Origin of the sequence: Ohtaekwangia sp., assembly GCF_036786105.1 — a bacterium.
In the GTDB taxonomy this organism is placed as follows: domain Bacteria; phylum Bacteroidota; class Bacteroidia; order Cytophagales; family Cyclobacteriaceae; genus Ohtaekwangia.
On the sequence record NZ_DAIQRQ010000010.1, the window covers coordinates 68331 to 85675 of the forward strand.

A 17345-nucleotide genomic window follows, 5' to 3' on the forward strand; every position below is an offset into this window, starting at 1 on the left:
TCAACATGCAGTATATAGTATCAACCGCTCAATCGCTTAACCGATCCGTACGCGCCATGTATATCCATACAACATCTTTCAACCGTATATTTCTGCTGGCTGCACTGGTCATGCTGGCAGCTTCCTGCGAAGAAACAGTCGTATTAAAACTGAATAACGATACGCCACGAATCGTTATCGAAGGACAGGTAACGAATCACCCTTTTTACCAGTATGTGAAAGTTTCCAAGTCTGTAAGCTTTTATACCAGCGGAAAGACACCGCGCATCACCGATGCCACGGTGCGTATAGAAGACGATCAGGGCAACCACATTGACTTTGTGCACAACCCCCGCAATCATGCTGACTCGGTTGGTTACTATCTTCCGCCCACATCGTTTATAGGCCAGGTGGGAAGAACCTATACCCTCACCGTGGTTGCCGAAGGACAAACCTATACCGCACAGGATAAACTGAATCCGATTACCAATATCGAAAAATTAGAGTATCGCATTGACGAAGATGAAGCAAAAGATCCGGAACTGGCAGGCAGAATTTATGAAGTGCTGATGTATGTAAAGGAACCTAAAGAAACAAGAGATTACTATCTTTTTAAGACGTATCGCAATGATTCGTTGACCTACGACCGGGATTCAGATATATACTATGCCGATGATGAGTTGGTGGGAGAGAAGATTGATGGCTTTCCGCTTCCGGTGTTCTTTAGCATGAACGATAAAGCCCGGGCCGAAGTGCTCAGCCTTTCACGCGAGGCTTACATCTTTTACCGCGACCTTGACAAGCTGTTGAACAATGACGGAGGTATGTTTGATCAGCCTGCAGCCGAGCCGCGTACTAACTTATCGAATGGAGCGTTAGGACTCTTTCAGGCCAGTGCCGTTACCAGCAAAGAGATACGTGTAGGCGAATAAGTTCTTTCAGAATTAAGTAGCAATAGTTGCTTTTCACAAAAGGGAGTTTCATATTTCATCAGGTAAATTATTTCCGGATGAAACGAATACTCCCTTTTTTACTTTTCCTATTCTCTGTTATAGCGCATGCGCAAACTACTGTTCTGGAAAATAACCCCACAGGCATTCACTGGTATCAGGTAAATACACCGCATTTCAGGGTGTTGTTTCCGAAAGGATTTGAAGAGCAGGCACAGCGGATGGCTAATACGTTAGAGTATATCCACGACCCGGAAGCCAAATCGTTAGGTACACGGCCCCGCAAAATTTCAGTAATCCTGCAGAACCAGTCATCGCAATCCAATGCCTTTGTGTCTATTCTGCCACGCAGATCGGAGTTCTATACCATGCCCCCGCAGGACTATAATTTTATAGGTACGGGCGACTGGCTTAATATGCTGGCCTCACATGAATACCGGCACGTAGTACAGTACCAGCATGCCACGCGCGGGTTCAACCGGTTGATTTACTATATCTTTGGTACACCTACGCTTGCAGGTATGGCGCAGGCAGCTGCACCGCAGTGGTTCTGGGAAGGTGATGCCGTTGTTACCGAAACAGCATTCACGCGCAGCGGCCGTGGAAAGATACCTTACTTTAATCTTGTATTTCGAACCAACTTACTGGAAGGAAGAACTTTCAATTATCACAAGCAATACCTGCGATCGTACAAGCATAATATACCCAACCACTATGTGCTGGGGTATAACATGGTAAGTTACCTGCGTAAAAAGACCAACGATCCGGAGATATGGGGGAAGATAACCGCACGGTCGTGGAATGTTCCGTTTATACCCTTTGCGTTTTCCAATGCTATTCATAACAAGACTAACCGCTATGTTACCGGTCTGTATACAGACATGGCCACCGAACTACGCAAGGAATGGCAGAAGGAGATTGATCAGTTAAAACTTACTTCGTTCGAGAAAGTAAATGTACGCAGCAGCTCAGCGTATACCGATTACTTCTATCCCCAACCGCAGGAAGATGGAAGTATACTCGTAATGAAATCAGGTATAGGTGATATAGAGCAGTTTGTATTGTTGAAAGACGGGCAGGAGAAAAAAGTTTTTACACCGGGATTTATCAACGATGCCGGTATGCTTTCCACAGCTGAAAATTCTGTAGTGTGGAATGAGTATGGCTATGATCCGCGCTGGCTGGTAAAAAACTTCTCACTCATCAAGATATACGATTACAAAACGAAACAGAAACGTGTGATCGGTGGCCGGCACGAACGCTATGGCAGTGCAGCCTTATCACCGAAAGGCGACAAGATCGTTACGGTCCGTTCCGACAACGGTTATCATAATACGCTGCTGGTGCTGGAGTTATTCACCGGCAAGGTGCTAAAGGAATTTGACAACCCGCAGAATTACTTCTACTCCATGCCGCGCTGGTCGGATGACGGTTCTAAAATTATAGTGTTGAAAACTACCGCTACAGGAAAAACAATAACGCTGGTAGATGCCGCGTCTGGTGCCGAAACCGATCTTCTACCTGTATCGAAGGAAAATGCGGGACACCCGGTGCTTTATGGTAAATATGTATTCTTTAACTCACCTTCCAGCGGCATCGACAATATATATGCAATTGATCTGGAGACGAAACAGCGATACCAGGTTACTACCAGCCGGCTGGGTGCGTACAATGCCGCGGTTTCGAAAGATGGTAAATCAATATACTACAACGACCAGTCGCGCGATGGTTTGGATGTAGTAAAGATACCGTTCGATCCTGCAGCGTGGCAGCCGGTAAATAATGTAGTGATCGATGACACCGAGTATAAACACCTGGTGGAGCAGGAGGGAAGACCGATGCTCTTTGATAGTATACCACAGCAAACACTACCGGTAAAACGATATTCCAAATTAAAAGGCATGATCAATCCCTTTAGCTGGGGACCATACCTGGAGAGCAATCTTACGCGTGCAGACTTTGGTATAACTTCACGTGATATACTCAGCACCACTACTATCACAACAGGCTATACGTATGATATCAACGAGCGTGATGGCTTCTGGCGTGCAGGCGTAAGCTACCAGGGTTTATTCCCGATCGTGGATGTGAACGTTACCAAAGGAAGTCGCTCCACAACCGAAGACGCGGTGAAGTATGCAAAAGTGGTGGGAAGAGACACCACGCTGGTAACTCAGAAACCTAAATTTCAATGGGACGAAGAGAACGTGGAGGCCGGCCTGCGCATTCCGTTGGTTACTACCAGTTCGCGATTTTATGGAGCCGTAAATATAGGAAACTATATAGGCTACACGCGTGTTACAAACTTCCGCAATAACATTGATGGTGGTGGTCGCTTGTTCCCCTCCAACTATCCGCAGTACTTCTTTCGCGATTACCAGGATCACGGTAACCTGCTCTACAACCATTTCAGCGTATCGGCACAGCGCCTCATGAAACGCAGCAGACGCGACATCAACAGCAAATGGGGACAGGCTATATTTATGCATGTGCTCAACACACCGTATGGTGGCGATTACTCCGGCAACCAGTTTTCATTTTATGGTTTGGGATATTTCCCAGGTCTCTTTAAGCACCACTCCTTCTATGGCTATTGGGCATACCAGTATTCTGATATAGCCACCACGCTGAATGTAAAAACTGGTGAAGGCCTCGATAATTATACTTTCAGAAACTGGGTGCCACTGCCGCGCGGACAGTCGGTGGCGCGATTCAGGAATTTCTATTCGATGTCGGGTAACTATACATTGCCGCTGTGGTATCCGGATATAGCACTCGGGCCGCTACTGAATGTACAGCGTGTACGTGCCAACCTGTTCTTTGATTATGGTTATGGTTCTACCGTATATCCTAAAGAGGTGGTGAGCCAGGAATATGTTTCAACGGGTGCGGAAATGAAATTCGACATCAACATTATGAGGTTCCTGCCACAGATCGATGTAGGTTTCCGGTATTCGTATGGCATCCGGCCGTCTGTTACCAAGTTCGAACTGCTCATCGGTACATTTAATTTTTAGGATTCAAAAAATCCTTGAAAATCGCCTTTTATACCCTATTTTTGGAAGCTTAATGCGGAAAAAAGAGGTTTGCAACGGTTTGCAAAAGGGCTTTTTCCTAATCTTTGAAATCATAAAATCTACAATCGACAATGGCAGAAATCATACGCATGCCCAAAATGAGCGATACCATGACCGAAGGCGTGGTGGCCAAGTGGCATAAGAAGGTGGGCGATACCGTGAAGTCAGGTGAGTTAATGGCTGAAATTGAAACTGACAAGGCTACAATGGACTATGAGTCCTTCAACACCGGTACTGTTCTTTACCTGGGAGTAAAAGAAGGTCAGGCAGTAAAAGTAGATGATGTTCTCGCAATCGTGGGAAGCAAAGGTGAAGATTACTCTGCCCTGCTGGCCGGCGCAAGCAATGCTGCCGCTACCGGTGGCAAAACAGAAGCCCCGAAAGCTGCCACCGCGGCTCCTGCGGCCAGTGCAGCACCTGCTATTGATACATCCAACATTAAAGCAGAGATCGTACGTATGCCGAAGATGAGCGATACCATGACTGATGGTGTGATTGCTGCCTGGCATAAAAAAGTAGGCGATAGTGTGAAGTCAGGCGAACTCCTGGCTGAGATCGAAACCGATAAGGCTACCATGGAGTATGAATCATACAACACGGGTACGCTGTTATATATAGGTGCTGAAGCCGGTAAAGCGGTTCCGGTAAATGGTGTACTCGCCATCATTGGTGAGAAGGGTGCTGACTATCAAACGCTGTTGAAAGCTGCTGAGGTCGGTGCCGGTGCACCCGCTGCGGAAGCTGCCAAGCCTGCAGAACCAACAGCAGCAGCCACTACATCTGCTCCTGCAGAGGTATCGGCTGATCATAGCACCAACGGCCGCATCAAAGCATCGCCACTGGCAAAGAAATTAGCAAAAGATAAAGGATACGACATCAGCAAAATACAAGGCTCCGGTGAGAACGGCCGTGTAACCAAGCATGATGTTGAGAACTACAAACCGGCACCGGCTGCTACACAACCCGCTGCAGGTAAAGAAGGTAAAGCTGCTGCACCGATCGTATTGCCACAGGTGGTAGGTCAGGTGAGCTTTGAAGATGTACCTGTATCGCAGATGCGCAAAACCATTGCGAAGCGTTTGGCCGAAAGCAAATTCAGCGCGCCGCACTTCTACCTCACCATGGAGATCAACATGGACAAAGCGGTTGAAGCACGCAAGAGCATCAACGAGATGAGCCCGGTAAAGATATCGTTCAATGATATTGTGATAAAAGCTACCGCCGCTGCACTGCGTCAACACCCGGATGTGAATGTGAGCTGGCTTGGTGATAAGATCCGCAGGAATGCGCACATCAACATCGGTGTAGCCGTAGCGGTGAAAGACGGATTGCTGGTACCGGTAATTCGCTTTGCTGATAATAAATCACTGTCGCATATAGCCGTGGAAGTAAAAGACCTGGCGCAGAAAGCACACGATAAAAAACTGCAGCCTGCGGATTGGGAAGGCAGCACTTTTACTATTTCCAACCTCGGCATGTTTGGTATAGAAGAATTTACAGCCATCATCAATCCTCCCGATGCATGTATTCTGGCAGTAGGGGGTATCAAGGAAACTGCTGTTGTAAAGAACGGACAACTGGTTCCAGGCAATGTGATGAAAGTTACAATGTCATGCGATCACCGCGCGGTAGACGGAGCGGTAGGATCGGCCTTCCTCAAAACGCTGAAAGGCTTGCTGGAAGACCCGATCAGAATCTTGATCTGATAAATAAAAAGGTATAGATTGAATGTCCTGTAGAAATGCAGGACATTTTTTTATATCCTAAATCCTATACATTAAAAAACCTCTAACCCAATCAATGTATGCGAAACGTTATGCTCGCGGCCTTCGTGGCACTGCCCCTTTGTTGTGCTGCACAGTTTAACAAGTGGACCATTTTCACGAACGGCACAGGAGCATACAGCTATAGTAAATATACCGGCTCCAATAATAGCAGCGACAAAAGCATGACGTTAACACCAAGTATAGGCGTCTTCGTGTTCAACCGGTGTGTGGCAGGTGTGGAGTTCAACTACCTGTACGCCAAAGACGAGTCGAGCACGGTGTTGTTATTAACCAGTCAAAACGTTTATGCTAACCGTGAGACTACGCGCTCGCGCGCTTATGCGCTTGGCCCGTATGTTCGCTATTACCCGGTAGCAAAACTGTTTGTACAGGGAGGTTATTTCTGGGGAGGAACGAAACAGGAAAATGTAGCGGATACCTATGCAACAGGGACCGGCAACTTGCCCGATTTGCCGACACAACCCTCCCGAACGCATACGGAGCAGAGATCGAATGTATCATTGAATGGTTTTTCGGTAGGGCCAGGGTATTCTTTTTTTATTGATGGTAATAAGAAGGTAGCGATCGATCTTTCAATCGTATATCAACATTATAGTGCAGAAGGAAATGGCTACAACGGCTTCAGTGTTGGGCTTGGTTTGAGCGGATTTCTGCGCAGGCAGGTAGAATAAAAACAACTAAACAAAATCATGGAAAAAATTCACGCAACAACCATTATAGGAGTTATACACAACGGACAGGTTGCCATTGGTGGCGATGGTCAGGCAACGATGGGCAATTATGTTGCCAAAAGTAATGTGCGCAAGATCAGAAAATTACAGGATGGAAAAGTGCTTGCCGGTTTTGCAGGTTCAACAGCCGATGCTTTTACACTGATTGAGCGCTTCGAAGAAAAACTGAATGGCTATGGTGGCAACATGAAACGTGCTGCTATAGAATTGGCAAAAGACTGGCGTATGGATCGTTTCCTTCGCAGACTTGAAGCGATGCTGATCACGGTAAACAAAGATGAATTACTGGTGCTCTCCGGCACAGGCGATGTGCTGGAACCCGATAATCAAGTCGCTGCTATTGGTTCAGGAGCGATGTATGCACAATCCGCTGCACTCGCACTGAAACGTCATGCCCCGCATTTGACTGCCGAGGAGATTGTACGCGAAAGTCTCACGATAGCGGCCGACATCTGTATCTATACCAACCACAACCTGGTTATTGAGAAACTGTAGGAGGTTCTTCATCTCCTTCACGCTCAATTTCCTGAACCACTATATCGGCTGTAGTCTCGGGTACTTTTTTTCCGCCGGAAGAATCATCTTCAAGCAGGATCACAAACGACTTGAGGCGATGCGTATGCGCCAGCAGGATTTTCATCAATCCTATACCCGGCACGGCCAGGATCATACCGGCTATGCCGAGCAGCTTGCCGCCAATGAGTAATGCAATGATAGCAGCCAATGCATTGATGCTGACTTTTGAACCGGTGATGCGCGGGGTTATAAAATTACCTTCGAAGAACTGTACTGTGGCGAACACAGTAACTACTCCCACGGCATACCAGATGCTTTCTTTGGTGATGAGTGCCATCACGATCGGGAAAGTAGCCCCGATGATGATACCTACGTAGGGAATGATGGTGAGTACACCGGAAAGTATACCGAAGAATATAGCGTGCTCGATGCCTAATGCCAACAACCCGATGGTGTTGAGCGCTGCAATGATGAGCGTAACCAGGAACAAACCGGATATATAGCCTTGAATAACGCGCTCTACATCTTTCTTCCAGATCAGCTCTTCGCTTTTGAGCATACTTAAGAAGAACAGGCGAAACTTGTCGCGGTATATCAGGAAAAGAAATATATAGATCGGTATTTGTACCAGTGTAGAAATGATGTTGGTGGTTGACAGAAGTATACCGCCCAGGTACGTGCTGATGCTGCGCATGATTTCGCCCACCAGGTTTTTCTGCTCCGCTTTGCTGATGCCAAAATCTCTTTTCAGCGTACGACTCATCTGGTCGATGAAGGATTCGAATTTTACCTGCAGGTTTGGAAGGTCATCTACGAGGCCTACCACCTGGTTCACAATAAGCCAGATAAAAAGTGCAAGCACCACAACCGTGGTAAAGAGCACCAGAGTAATGGATAGCGCTGTGCCTACGCCGCGGTCTTCCAGCCTTTTGATTACCGGCAGCATAACAACCGAAAGTATACCGGCAAATGCAAAAGGTATAATGATATCCTGCGCAAGCACAATGGCTGTTACAGAGAGCGCAATAATAACGAGCAGCTTGTAGGTATAGTCGAGCCGGTCGAATGGTTTTGACGGATGATCAGGCATGCAACGAAATTAAGCATTATCGATAGCCAGCAAAATGGAGGCACATGATTCTTTGATTTGTTCTTCGGTAATAGTAAGCGGGGGTGCTATACGAAAACTATAGGGATGTGACAAGAACCAGTAGGTGATGATGCCTCGTTGCTTGGCCTGCTCTACAATTTTGTTTACCCGCTCGGCAGAATCAAAATCGATCGCGAACATCAGGCCGATCCTTCTTACTTCTTTTATCTGTGGGTGTTTCAATAATCGTTCGAAGAGCTTTCCTTTTGCTTCTACCTGTTCGAGTAATTTTTCTTCTTCTATTACTTCCAAAGTAGCCAGTGCTGAAGCACAACAAACCGGATTACCACCAAACGTAGTAATGTGCCCCAGCATAGGATCATGTGTAAGCGACCGCATAATCTTTCGGTCGCTGATAAAAGCCCCGATGGGTAATCCGCCTCCAAATGCTTTTGCTGTAGTAAGTATATCCGGCACGATGCCGAACTGCTCGAATGCAAAGAGCGTACCCGTGCGGCCCATGCCACATTGAATTTCATCGAGTATAAGTAAAGCTCCCGTCTCGTTGCACTTCGCACGCAGGGCTTTCATATAGGCTTGCGATGGAATGCGAACACCGGCATCACCCTGAACCGTTTCTACGATCACGCATGCCGTGGATGTGGTGATCTGTTCGATGTCTTTCATAACATTGAATTCGATGAAGCGCACATCCGGAAGCAAAGGCCGGAATGCCTGCTTCTTGATCTCATTGCCTGATACGCTCATCGAGCCATGCGTACTGCCATGGTATGATTTGCGGAAGGATACAATCTCGGTGCGCCCCGTATAGCGCTTGGCTAATTTCAATGCACCTTCATTGGCTTCCGTGCCGGAGTTCACGAAGTAGCAGCAATTCAGATTTTTGGGCAGGAGCGAAGTGATCTTCTGTGCGAGGAGGTTGGGAGTTGATTGGATAAATTCGCCATAGACCATTACATGCAGGTGCTTATCGATCTGCTTTTTAATGGCATCCACTACTTTGGGATGGCGATGGCCAATATTACTTACGCCAATACCCGAAATGAGGTCTGTATAGCGCTTGCCATCAGGACTGTATAAATAGATTCCCTCAGCCCGATCGATAGTGAGCAGGTAAGGAGAATCGGTTGTCTGGGCAATATTGTTAAGAAATATATCCTGGCTGAACTCCATGTTGTAAAGATAAACCAACGATGGCGATGGAGGCAGGTACTGATATAAAAAACAAAAACCCCGATAGCCGGGGTTTTGCTGAAACTAAATTTAACCTTAAAAAAAATTGGTTTAATCTTGCGTTTAAAAAATGGATATTAAAAATCGTTAACTACTTAATAGGGAGCCTGCTACGCTGCATTCACTGTAATGGAGATGATCATACCGATCAGGATAGCACCTATCAACACAAGTACTTGCTTAAGCCGGGAACCTACCCGGGCATTGCTTACATCTCTAAAATCAAGGTTCTTCATGTATGGCATGGCTGTGGGGTTTTTACACTTCAAAATTCGGAAAAACAGGCCCCTGATTTCAACCGAAAGTAATGTGAAACCATACATTTGTGACTTAACCGTAAGGGATTGGCAATGTTAGCTTTATACGTACAAGGCTCAAGTGTCATTTACCCCGTTCGTGCTGGTAACTATCCATCAATGCTATAAAATCCTTCATTGCTTCATTGGGAACTGTTACCGACAGGTGATATTGTTCTATTTTCCATCCATCAGCAGTTTTACGAAGTATACCGGAGCCACGGCATGTGCCCATGCGTGTTGTTAAAAGTTCTGAGAACCATGCAAAATTACCTTCAGATGTTACATGAAAGTCTCGATTATGGGGTGTAAACGTCCAGGCTTTTCCTTTATCGAAATAAGGTTTAGCGTACGCCAGGAACTCCGGCTTCGTCCAACGCTCCGTTGCATCTGTGCCAATATAGATACCGTTGTCAGCTATACACCCGAAGAAAAGCTTCTCGTTGGCATCGGCCGCAGCCTTGTGCCACGCATCTATAAAGTGGTTAAGCTCATTGATTACGGTAACAGACTGTGCGTGTGCCCCGGCCGACAGGCAGGTGAGCAATAGCAATACAAAAAAAGATTTCATGATGCTGTCAGGAATTTAATGGGTTCAGATTCAGGTAATTGATTCACGTTTACCTGATTCAAGGTAGGCAAAGTTAAGATAAACGTAGTGCCCTTATTCAATTCTGATTCCACGGCGATAGTACCCCGCAGCATTTTTACGGACTCACGCACCAGGAACAAGCCAATGCCCGAACCTTTGGCATAGTCGCTGGCGCGATAAAACATATCGAATATTTTATAGATATGCTCATCGGCAATACCAATACCGTTGTCTTCTACTTTTATAATCGTGACGTTACGCTCGTGGATGACCTCCACGAGGAGGGAGGGCTTTTCTTTATCCAGATCGGCATACCGTATAGCATTGGAGATAAGGTTTTTAAGGATAATCTCAAGCCGTGTTTTGTCCGTGTAAAATTCTCCGCTGCCAATGTGTATGGTCGTGGTGATGCGCTCTGCCTGAGGCATAAACTGGAAGCTCTGAAATATATCGTTGAATACCGTTTGCAGGTTTATCTTTTCAGTCTTGATCTGCTGCCGCTTGTTCTTGGCATAGTCGGTAATGTCGCGGATAAAGCCTTCCATTTTTTCGATGCTGTTCTGCATGCGCTCGAAGTAATGGTTATGCTCCGCTACGTTCATTTCACGCTTGGCCAGATGCACAAGCCCGGCCATGGAGGCAAGCGGTGATTTGAGATCGTGCGCAGAGCTATAGATGAAGCGGTCAAGCTCTTCATTGAGCTTCTGTAACTCTGCATTTCGCTTTTCAAGAAGCTGCGATTTTTTCTGAATCTCATCAAACTGTGTTTTCAGTTTCCGGGTAAGCTTTACATAGGCGTTCGAGAGATTGCTGATCTCGTTGGTTACCCCCGCGTCTTTCAGTTCATCTTCATTCAGTCCCTGCGTTACCATGAACTTGCCGATGGAGTGCGACAGTTTTTTGATAGGTCGCGTGAGTCGCAGTGCCGTCACGTAAGTAAGTATAAACGAAACGATGATAGCACTTACGCCAATGATGATATAGGTAAAAAGACTTTGCCGGATGATAGCATTGGCACGCTCGTCTGACAGGTCTACCAACGATGTTAATTGTGCTGAGAGCTGGTTGGTGCGATTATTCAGATCGCCCATCAATCCTTGTGTAGGTATAAGTCCGATCTCTTCGTCCAATGTTGCCAGCTGATTAAAATTTTCTTTATACGATCGCAGCAGGTGTACTACAAAACTGTTTTCAGAACCGAGGCGTGTAATGAGCGAATCAGCCAATGAATTGAATCTGCGCTTGTATACTTTTTCTTTTCGCAGAAAGTAATCCTTTTCATGTCGGCGCAGGGTGAGTATATCTACGATGCTTACCTCGGTAGTATGTTTCTCCAGTTCGTGCGCAAATTTACGCATGCGCCCTTCCATGCCATAATCTTTAAAACCACGGTATATTATTTTCTCCTTGATACGCGCGAACGTAGTGTTATAGGTTTGCAGTGTTTGATTGATGGAGTCGAAATTCTTTTGCACCCCCAGGTTGTAGTCGAACATGATCGTGTTGAGTAAGGCAGCCTCTTGCAGAATGATATTGTTCAGGCTATCGCGCTGCAGTAATACAGCACTCTGATTGGTGCGGTAAAAATCCTGGTTAATGATTTCGAAGCGAAGAAAGTCGAGATCGAGCTTGAGCAGGCGTTCAATTTGAATGCGCTCGTCTTCAATGCGCTTGGTAAGCTCATAAATATTTCGCGTGCGGGAAATAAAATGGTAGGAGAGGACCGAGATGATAATGACGTTTACCGCCAGGATGCTGAAGGAAAGGAATAAACGCTTTCCGATGGTATTAATATTCCAGAACATTGCTAGTTCAAGGGCACAAAGCTAACGCAGCCTTAACGGTTCGGATTATAAACCGTGTTAAGGAAATATGAATTTTAAAATGAACGGAAATATATATAGTGCAGATGAAGCAGCTTACGCTTCGTGCAGCTTCAGAAAATCCATTACCTCCTGGCGCACATCACGGGTTTCTCCTTCATCGTATGCTTCGGTCGCTATAGATTTGAAAAGATCACTCACGATCGATGGACGGAAGCCGAGCTGTTCGGCATATATAGTGGCTACTTCCAGCTCTACATCTTCTACTACGGCATCCAGGTAAATCATATATACGAGATGATAGATCGATTCGAGCTTGGAAATCTTATCGGCCGGATCGGCAAATTGCAAATGCGTAAGATCTACATTTGCCTTCGCAAGATCTTCGGGACTCAGGTGCAGCTGGAATCCCCACTTCAGTAAACACCGGAGAAATCGGCTATCAATCTTGGATTGTCCGAGGAACAAGGCAAGAATATTAAAATAACTGTTCTTAACGGATAAGAGATGTTCGCGATCCAGTTGTTTGTTCATGATACAGGGCTTTTAATGTATTAACTGTTATTTGGGTTGCTTGTGATTCTATAACATACCGCAGAAACAGTTAACGGTATGTAAAAGTACAGATAATTTATGGTTTTGCTTACGGGCAATACTTGCGAATGAGTATTTCAGAGTCCGTTGCGCCTCGTTCTTTTGCCTTTCGCAAGTCGGCACATACATTTTCAAAAGTTCGTCCGCTGATTTGTGCCTGTGCCCGCAATTTATAGGGCATTGCTTTTTCGGGTCGCAGGTACATGGCCCAGTTACAGTCGTTTTTTACATCGTCAAAGTGTTTCAGAATGAGGTTTGCACGGGCGCGGGCCTCAAATATATCGTAGTAAATATCCGGAGCATCCGCAGGGTCCATCACAATCATGAAGGCCTCGCCATATATCTCTGTAAGGTTCTCTTTAAAAAGTTTTTTGCCAAGGTTCAGGTACTGCAGCGCTTCTTCCGGCTGATCGAGCTTGTCGAGGTTGATAACGCTGATGCGATAGATGAGCTGGAGATTTTCGGGCTGCTGGTTATGAAGGTGCTTAAGCGCGGTAACAGCTTCCTGAAAATTACCCAGGTAATACTGGCACAGTGCTATCTTTTCCAGCGTCTCAAACCGTACGGGTTCTTCGTGTTTTTTTAATACTATATAATGCGATACCGCTGCAGCAAACTGCTGTTCTTTAAATTCGAGATCAGCAGAATTTTGTAAAGTTGTAATAAGGCTATCGTGTGCATAAATGAAGCGCAGTTCCAGCGGATCTTTCTCCTGTAGCGTAAGCACCATGGCAAATGCTTCGTCAAACTTACCGGTACCGAACAGGGCATTTACCTGGTTCAATGCCTGGCTGTTTGCCCGCCACTGCGCAAGTCGTTTCTGCTCAACAAAATAATAGGTGGTATGTATAACGGCAAAGCAGAAGCCTGCTATTACGATAAACACCAGAAAAGCCAGTGCCTGAATTTTGAAATATTCTTTATCAATCTTATAGCGTTTCTGATGGGCATATTGCCATTGCCAATACCTGCGCCGGTTAAATTCGTATTGCTGGGTATATATGGTTTCTACCGGCGGATCAGGATTGAGGTGGAGGTCGTAGCGTGATTTTTTGAGAGGATCGGAGAGAACGTGATAAGCTTCGTTTATTTTTTTAAACATTTCTTCTGCGGCCGGCTCGCCAGCATTGCGATCCGGATGGTACAGCATGGCCATTTTTTTATACGCTGCCCGTATATCTGTGGAATTTGCTGAAGGATTGATGCCGAGTATCCGGTAATAATCTTCCATAGCCCAAAGTTTATGCTACTGTATAAACGTTTTTGCAGGGCTTTTTCTTCTTAAAGCCCGGTAAAATTTAGCTTCCTATACTATAAAAGAGTGCCAACCGCTTCTCTTACCGCTATAAATGCTATAAAAAGAAAAACCCGGAGAATTTACGTTCTCCGGGTTTTGTAAAAAAACGGTATAGTTAATTTATACTTTTGCCAGTTCAGATACCAGGTCGATCAGCTTGTTAGAGTAACCCCATTCGTTATCGTACCATGATACTACTTTCACGAAGTTATCATTCAGTGCGATACCTGCTTTCGCATCGAAGATAGACGTGCGGGCATCACCCAGGAAATCCTGCGATACTACATCGTCTTCTGTATAGCCGAGGATGCCTTTCAGTTCGCCTTCAGAAGCTTCTTTCATCGCAGCTTTGATCTGCTCGTAAGATGCTGCTTTCGCCAGTCTTACAGTAAGATCTACCACCGAGACGTCAGCTACCGGCACGCGGAATGACATACCGGTAAGTTTACCTTTCAGTTCAGGAATAACCAATGCTACGGCTTTGGCAGCACCTGTAGAAGAAGGGATGATATTCTGGTAAGCACCGCGGCCACCTCTCCAATCCTTCATGGAAGGGCTATCAACCGTTTTCTGTGTAGCGGTAACAGCATGCACAGTGCTCATCAGACCTTCTACGATTCCAAATTTGTCGTTCAGAACTTTTGCAAGAGGAGCAAGGCAGTTTGTTGTACAAGATGCATTGGAAACGATTGTATGCTGTGCAGTAAGTTTCTTGTGGTTAACACCCATTACGAAAGTAGGGGTGTCGTCTTTTGCAGGAGCAGAGAATACAACTTTTTTCGCTCCGGCAGCGATGTGCTTTTGGCCATCGGCTTGTGTAAGGAACAGACCAGTAGATTCAATCACGATTTCAGCGCCTACTTCAGACCACTTCAGGTTTGCAGGATCTTTCTCAGCGGTTACGCGAATCTTCTTTCCATTCACGACAAGGCTTCCATCCTTTACCTCTACCGTTCCTTCAAATTTTCCATGGGTAGAATCATACTTCAGCATATAAGCCATGTATTCAGGATCCACCAAGTCATTAATCCCTACGATCTCAATATCTTTGCGATTGATAGCAGCTCTGAAAGCCAGGCGACCGATACGGCCGAAACCGTTAATACCTACTTTAGTCATTGTTGTATTTTTTTGGTTAAAATTTCGGAAGCCAAAAATAAAGTACCCCGGGGACTAAAACCAATGAAATAAAATTGTGTTTGAAAAATTTTTTTGAGCACCGATTTGCAAATCCAAATAGCAGCTCTATCTTTGCACACCTTTTTGAAGGGAATAGCAAAAAGGGAGCACACTCAAAGACACTAAAACACAAATAGACGGTCCGTTCGTCTAGGGGTTAGGACACCAGATTTTCATTCTGGTAACACGGGTTCGATTCCCGTACGGACTACGAAATGAAAGCAACTACTGATTGGTAGTTGCTTTTTTGTTTTTAGCCTGTACAGAATTCTGATATAGATATATGTGTACGTAGCCATACCGTTGTTTTATAGCATAAACCTTGATATATATACCTGCATCGTCACATCAGATGCAGTGCCAGGTGTGGCGTGCCGGGAGAGACGACTTTTAAAACTTAGGTTTTTATTTTATGATGGAGAGATTCACAAACCCACGCCACCCTCCAGGATTAGTCCACTATAAAACGGGTATATCTTACGCCTTTCTCATAATCAAGTTTGATTATATATATACCGGGCTTAAGGGTTGGAGATTAAATGCAGTTGATATCGCTTATCACCTTCCTGCCGCACTTGTTTTTTCAAAACACTCCATTCTATATTTTCAGGTAATGGCCATGATATGTCAATCACCACTACGGTATCACCGACAACAGATTCTTTGGGATGTGGAAACAGTGCACTATAAATGTCAGTAATACACTTACCAAGAATACCTCATAGTGTGGTAAATATCATTATCGTTCTTCCTCAAGAATAGGGCTTTTTTAAAAGGTATATCTTCTGGTAACTATTGTTCACCGATAAATTTCTATAGAACACCTATGCACGTGCCTTTAAACGTTTTTTTGTTGTAATTTTGATTAGTCCATTTTACACTTACTGTGAGTGAGCGCAGGGAGAAATTAAAAAAATATGAAAAATTTTATCGAGGAGTATGGCACTGTGGTGCATGAGCAAGATCAAAACCTGGTAAGCATTTGTTGTAAAGGCTATATACCGTATGAAAATCTGGTTGATATAGCGGAGTATGGGTATTCTATGATTGTGTTCTACAAAGCTGATGCGTGTCTTATCAACATGCAGGAGATGAAGATCTATCCCTTCGCGTTTGAAGAATACCTGCGAAATACATGGTATGCCAAAATAAGAGCTGCGGGTATCAACCGCATCGCGTTTATTGTTCCGGAAAATATTTTTGGCAAAATTTCCATGGAACACGTGCACAGCAGCGAAGATGTTAAAAAAATAGAGCGGCAGTATTTTACAGATGAACAAAGCGGCAGAGCGTGGTTAAGTCATATACCGGAAGCTGCCTCGCAGGCCGTCTTGTCTCATTGATCAATTCACCGTCTTCATGGTTTTGCGTCTTTTGTGAATAGCGTCCGTCTTATGGGCGAACAAAATGTTCATTAAAGTATTCACTAAATTCTATTACCATGGAAGATCTGATCGTATCCATCGAAGGCGGTGGGTGTTGTGGTGGCACAGGGTGCTGCTAAACAAAAGAGCGGGAGATTACTCCCGCCTTTCTTCGTTTTGGTAATTATACTATACATATTGGCAACAATTCCGCTGCCGATTCATGCAGACAACAATGTTTCCATACCGGTCTGCTTTAATAACGAGTGCTTTGTGAAGTTTCTCTTTCAGCATTTGTCGGGCACGCTGCACGCGCGACTTTACACCTGAATAGGAAATTCCCAAACGATTGGCTATTTCCAGTTGTGAAATGTTTTCAAGCCCGGCCATTTCAAGTGCTTCCCTGTATTTGAAAGGAAGTGTCTGGAGTATTTTCTTCAATGAATTCTCAACGCATTCGTTAAAATTAAGCGCATCATCGTGTGCATTTATATCATAAGGGCCTATATATTTTGATTGCTTTCGGAAGTGATCAATAATGGTATTTCTGGTTATCTGGTAGATCCATCCGGCTGCCTTCTTGGGTTCCTGTAGCTGGTTTATCTTTTCCTGAACTTTTATAAATACATCGTGAACAATGTCTTCAGCCAGTGCCTTGTCTTTTACCTGTTTGTAAACAAAGCCCTTCAGTTCGTTTTCAAAGAAGCATGCAGGTGTCTCGAATTGTTCCATAATTCTTATGCTATAAACTTTCACGGTAATGATGACGCGGTGTTTCCGGAAAAGACGCAAAATAAAAGGGAAAAGTTTTGTATA

15 protein-coding genes and 1 tRNA gene are annotated in these 17345 nt (G+C 45.1%); 8 read left to right on the forward strand and 8 right to left on the reverse strand.

From position 1 onward, the window contains the following. The first annotated feature begins 5 nt into the window (after positions 1-5). From V7Q33_RS07195 to hslV, 5 genes are all read left to right on the forward strand, one after another. Positions 6-911, forward strand: a complete 906-nt coding sequence (locus tag V7Q33_RS07195) for a DUF4249 domain-containing protein (RefSeq protein ID WP_333819389.1) — start codon at positions 6-8, stop codon at positions 909-911. Between the two features lie 77 nt (positions 912-988). After that, the gene (locus V7Q33_RS07200; RefSeq protein WP_333819390.1) at positions 989-3946 is read left to right on the forward strand and encodes a hypothetical protein; all 2958 of its coding nucleotides are present in this window, start codon (positions 989-991) and stop codon (positions 3944-3946) included. Positions 3947-4077: 131 nt separating this feature from the next. Then, a complete protein-coding gene (locus tag V7Q33_RS07205; protein ID WP_333819391.1) occupies positions 4078-5712 on the forward strand; it encodes a pyruvate dehydrogenase complex dihydrolipoamide acetyltransferase in 1635 nt (544 codons plus the stop codon). Between the two features lie 98 nt (positions 5713-5810). After that, positions 5811-6464, forward strand: a complete 654-nt coding sequence (locus tag V7Q33_RS07210) for a hypothetical protein (RefSeq protein WP_333819392.1) — start codon at positions 5811-5813, stop codon at positions 6462-6464. A gap of 18 nt (positions 6465-6482) precedes the next feature. After that, a complete protein-coding gene (gene hslV, locus V7Q33_RS07215; protein WP_331978205.1) occupies positions 6483-7019 on the forward strand; it encodes an ATP-dependent protease subunit HslV in 537 nt (178 codons plus the stop codon). Here hslV and V7Q33_RS07220 read toward each other — a convergent pair. Together V7Q33_RS07220 and V7Q33_RS07225 are read right to left on the reverse strand one after the other, a co-directional pair. Then, positions 7003-8130, reverse strand: coding sequence for an AI-2E family transporter (locus V7Q33_RS07220; RefSeq protein ID WP_333819393.1), 1128 nt, complete (start codon positions 8128-8130; stop codon positions 7003-7005). The two genes, hslV and V7Q33_RS07220, sit on opposite strands and share 17 nt — an antisense overlap. A gap of 9 nt (positions 8131-8139) precedes the next feature. Then, positions 8140-9324, reverse strand: a complete 1185-nt coding sequence (locus V7Q33_RS07225) for an aspartate aminotransferase family protein (protein WP_333819395.1) — start codon at positions 9322-9324, stop codon at positions 8140-8142. Positions 9325-9350: 26 nt separating this feature from the next. Between V7Q33_RS07225 and V7Q33_RS07230 the strand changes: the two genes are divergently transcribed. Then, complete coding sequence (locus tag V7Q33_RS07230) at positions 9351-9692, forward strand: hypothetical protein (RefSeq protein ID WP_331975112.1); 342 nt, start codon at positions 9351-9353, stop codon at positions 9690-9692. A gap of 73 nt (positions 9693-9765) precedes the next feature. Here the strand turns inward: V7Q33_RS07230 and V7Q33_RS07235 are convergent, their stop codons facing one another. The 5 genes from V7Q33_RS07235 to gap all read right to left on the reverse strand — a co-directional run bounded on the left by V7Q33_RS07235 (position 9766) and on the right by gap (position 15105). Beyond that, entirely contained in the window at positions 9766-10251 is a 486-nt protein-coding gene (locus tag V7Q33_RS07235) for a nuclear transport factor 2 family protein (RefSeq protein ID WP_333819396.1), read from the reverse strand. Beyond that, a complete protein-coding gene (locus tag V7Q33_RS07240) occupies positions 10248-12077 on the reverse strand; it encodes a sensor histidine kinase (protein ID WP_333819398.1) in 1830 nt (609 codons plus the stop codon). Before V7Q33_RS07240 ends, V7Q33_RS07235 begins: the two co-directional genes overlap by 4 nt. 114 nt (positions 12078-12191) lie before the next feature. Further along, positions 12192-12629, reverse strand: a complete 438-nt coding sequence (locus tag V7Q33_RS07245) for a hypothetical protein (protein WP_331975118.1) — start codon at positions 12627-12629, stop codon at positions 12192-12194. 109 nt (positions 12630-12738) lie between these two features. Continuing rightward, a complete protein-coding gene (locus V7Q33_RS07250) occupies positions 12739-13920 on the reverse strand; it encodes a DnaJ domain-containing protein (RefSeq protein ID WP_333819400.1) in 1182 nt (393 codons plus the stop codon). A 186-nt stretch (positions 13921-14106) separates the two neighbouring features. Continuing rightward, positions 14107-15105, reverse strand: coding sequence for a type I glyceraldehyde-3-phosphate dehydrogenase (gene gap / locus V7Q33_RS07255; protein ID WP_331975122.1), 999 nt, complete (start codon positions 15103-15105; stop codon positions 14107-14109). Positions 15106-15304: 199 nt separating this feature from the next. On the opposite strand from gap, the gene V7Q33_RS07260 reads away from it, so the two are divergent. Both V7Q33_RS07260 and V7Q33_RS07265 read left to right on the forward strand, forming a co-directional pair. After that, positions 15305-15376 (forward strand) — tRNA-Glu (locus tag V7Q33_RS07260). A gap of 706 nt (positions 15377-16082) precedes the next feature. Beyond that, the gene (locus tag V7Q33_RS07265; RefSeq protein ID WP_331975124.1) at positions 16083-16508 is read left to right on the forward strand and encodes a hypothetical protein; all 426 of its coding nucleotides are present in this window, start codon (positions 16083-16085) and stop codon (positions 16506-16508) included. Positions 16509-16718: 210 nt separating this feature from the next. Here the strand turns inward: V7Q33_RS07265 and V7Q33_RS07270 are convergent, their stop codons facing one another. Beyond that, complete coding sequence (locus tag V7Q33_RS07270; protein ID WP_333819402.1) at positions 16719-17261, reverse strand: sigma-70 family RNA polymerase sigma factor; 543 nt, start codon at positions 17259-17261, stop codon at positions 16719-16721. Positions 17262-17345: the final 84 nt, after the last annotated feature.

Bases quoted from the DNA above. Each gene is read 5' to 3' on its own strand.
- V7Q33_RS07195 (WP_333819389.1), top strand. From the start codon at position 6: ATGCAGTATATAGTATCAACCGCTCAATCGCTTAACCGATCCGTACGC.
- V7Q33_RS07200 (WP_333819390.1), top strand. From the start codon at position 989: ATGAAACGAATACTCCCTTTTTTACTTTTCCTATTCTCTGTTATAGCG.
- V7Q33_RS07205 (WP_333819391.1), top strand. From the start codon at position 4,078: ATGGCAGAAATCATACGCATGCCCAAAATGAGCGATACCATGACCGAA.
- V7Q33_RS07210 (WP_333819392.1), top strand. From the start codon at position 5,811: ATGCGAAACGTTATGCTCGCGGCCTTCGTGGCACTGCCCCTTTGTTGT.
- hslV (WP_331978205.1), top strand. From the start codon at position 6,483: ATGGAAAAAATTCACGCAACAACCATTATAGGAGTTATACACAACGGA.
- V7Q33_RS07220 (WP_333819393.1), bottom strand. From the start codon at position 8,130: ATGCCTGATCATCCGTCAAAACCATTCGACCGGCTCGACTATACCTAC.
- V7Q33_RS07225 (WP_333819395.1), bottom strand. From the start codon at position 9,324: ATGGAGTTCAGCCAGGATATATTTCTTAACAATATTGCCCAGACAACC.
- V7Q33_RS07230 (WP_331975112.1), top strand. From the start codon at position 9,351: ATGGAGGCAGGTACTGATATAAAAAACAAAAACCCCGATAGCCGGGGT.
- V7Q33_RS07235 (WP_333819396.1), bottom strand. From the start codon at position 10,251: ATGAAATCTTTTTTTGTATTGCTATTGCTCACCTGCCTGTCGGCCGGG.
- V7Q33_RS07240 (WP_333819398.1), bottom strand. From the start codon at position 12,077: ATGTTCTGGAATATTAATACCATCGGAAAGCGTTTATTCCTTTCCTTC.
- V7Q33_RS07245 (WP_331975118.1), bottom strand. From the start codon at position 12,629: ATGAACAAACAACTGGATCGCGAACATCTCTTATCCGTTAAGAACAGT.
- V7Q33_RS07250 (WP_333819400.1), bottom strand. From the start codon at position 13,920: ATGGAAGATTATTACCGGATACTCGGCATCAATCCTTCAGCAAATTCC.
- gap (WP_331975122.1), bottom strand. From the start codon at position 15,105: ATGACTAAAGTAGGTATTAACGGTTTCGGCCGTATCGGTCGCCTGGCT.
- V7Q33_RS07265 (WP_331975124.1), top strand. From the start codon at position 16,083: ATGAAAAATTTTATCGAGGAGTATGGCACTGTGGTGCATGAGCAAGAT.
- V7Q33_RS07270 (WP_333819402.1), bottom strand. From the start codon at position 17,261: ATGGAACAATTCGAGACACCTGCATGCTTCTTTGAAAACGAACTGAAG.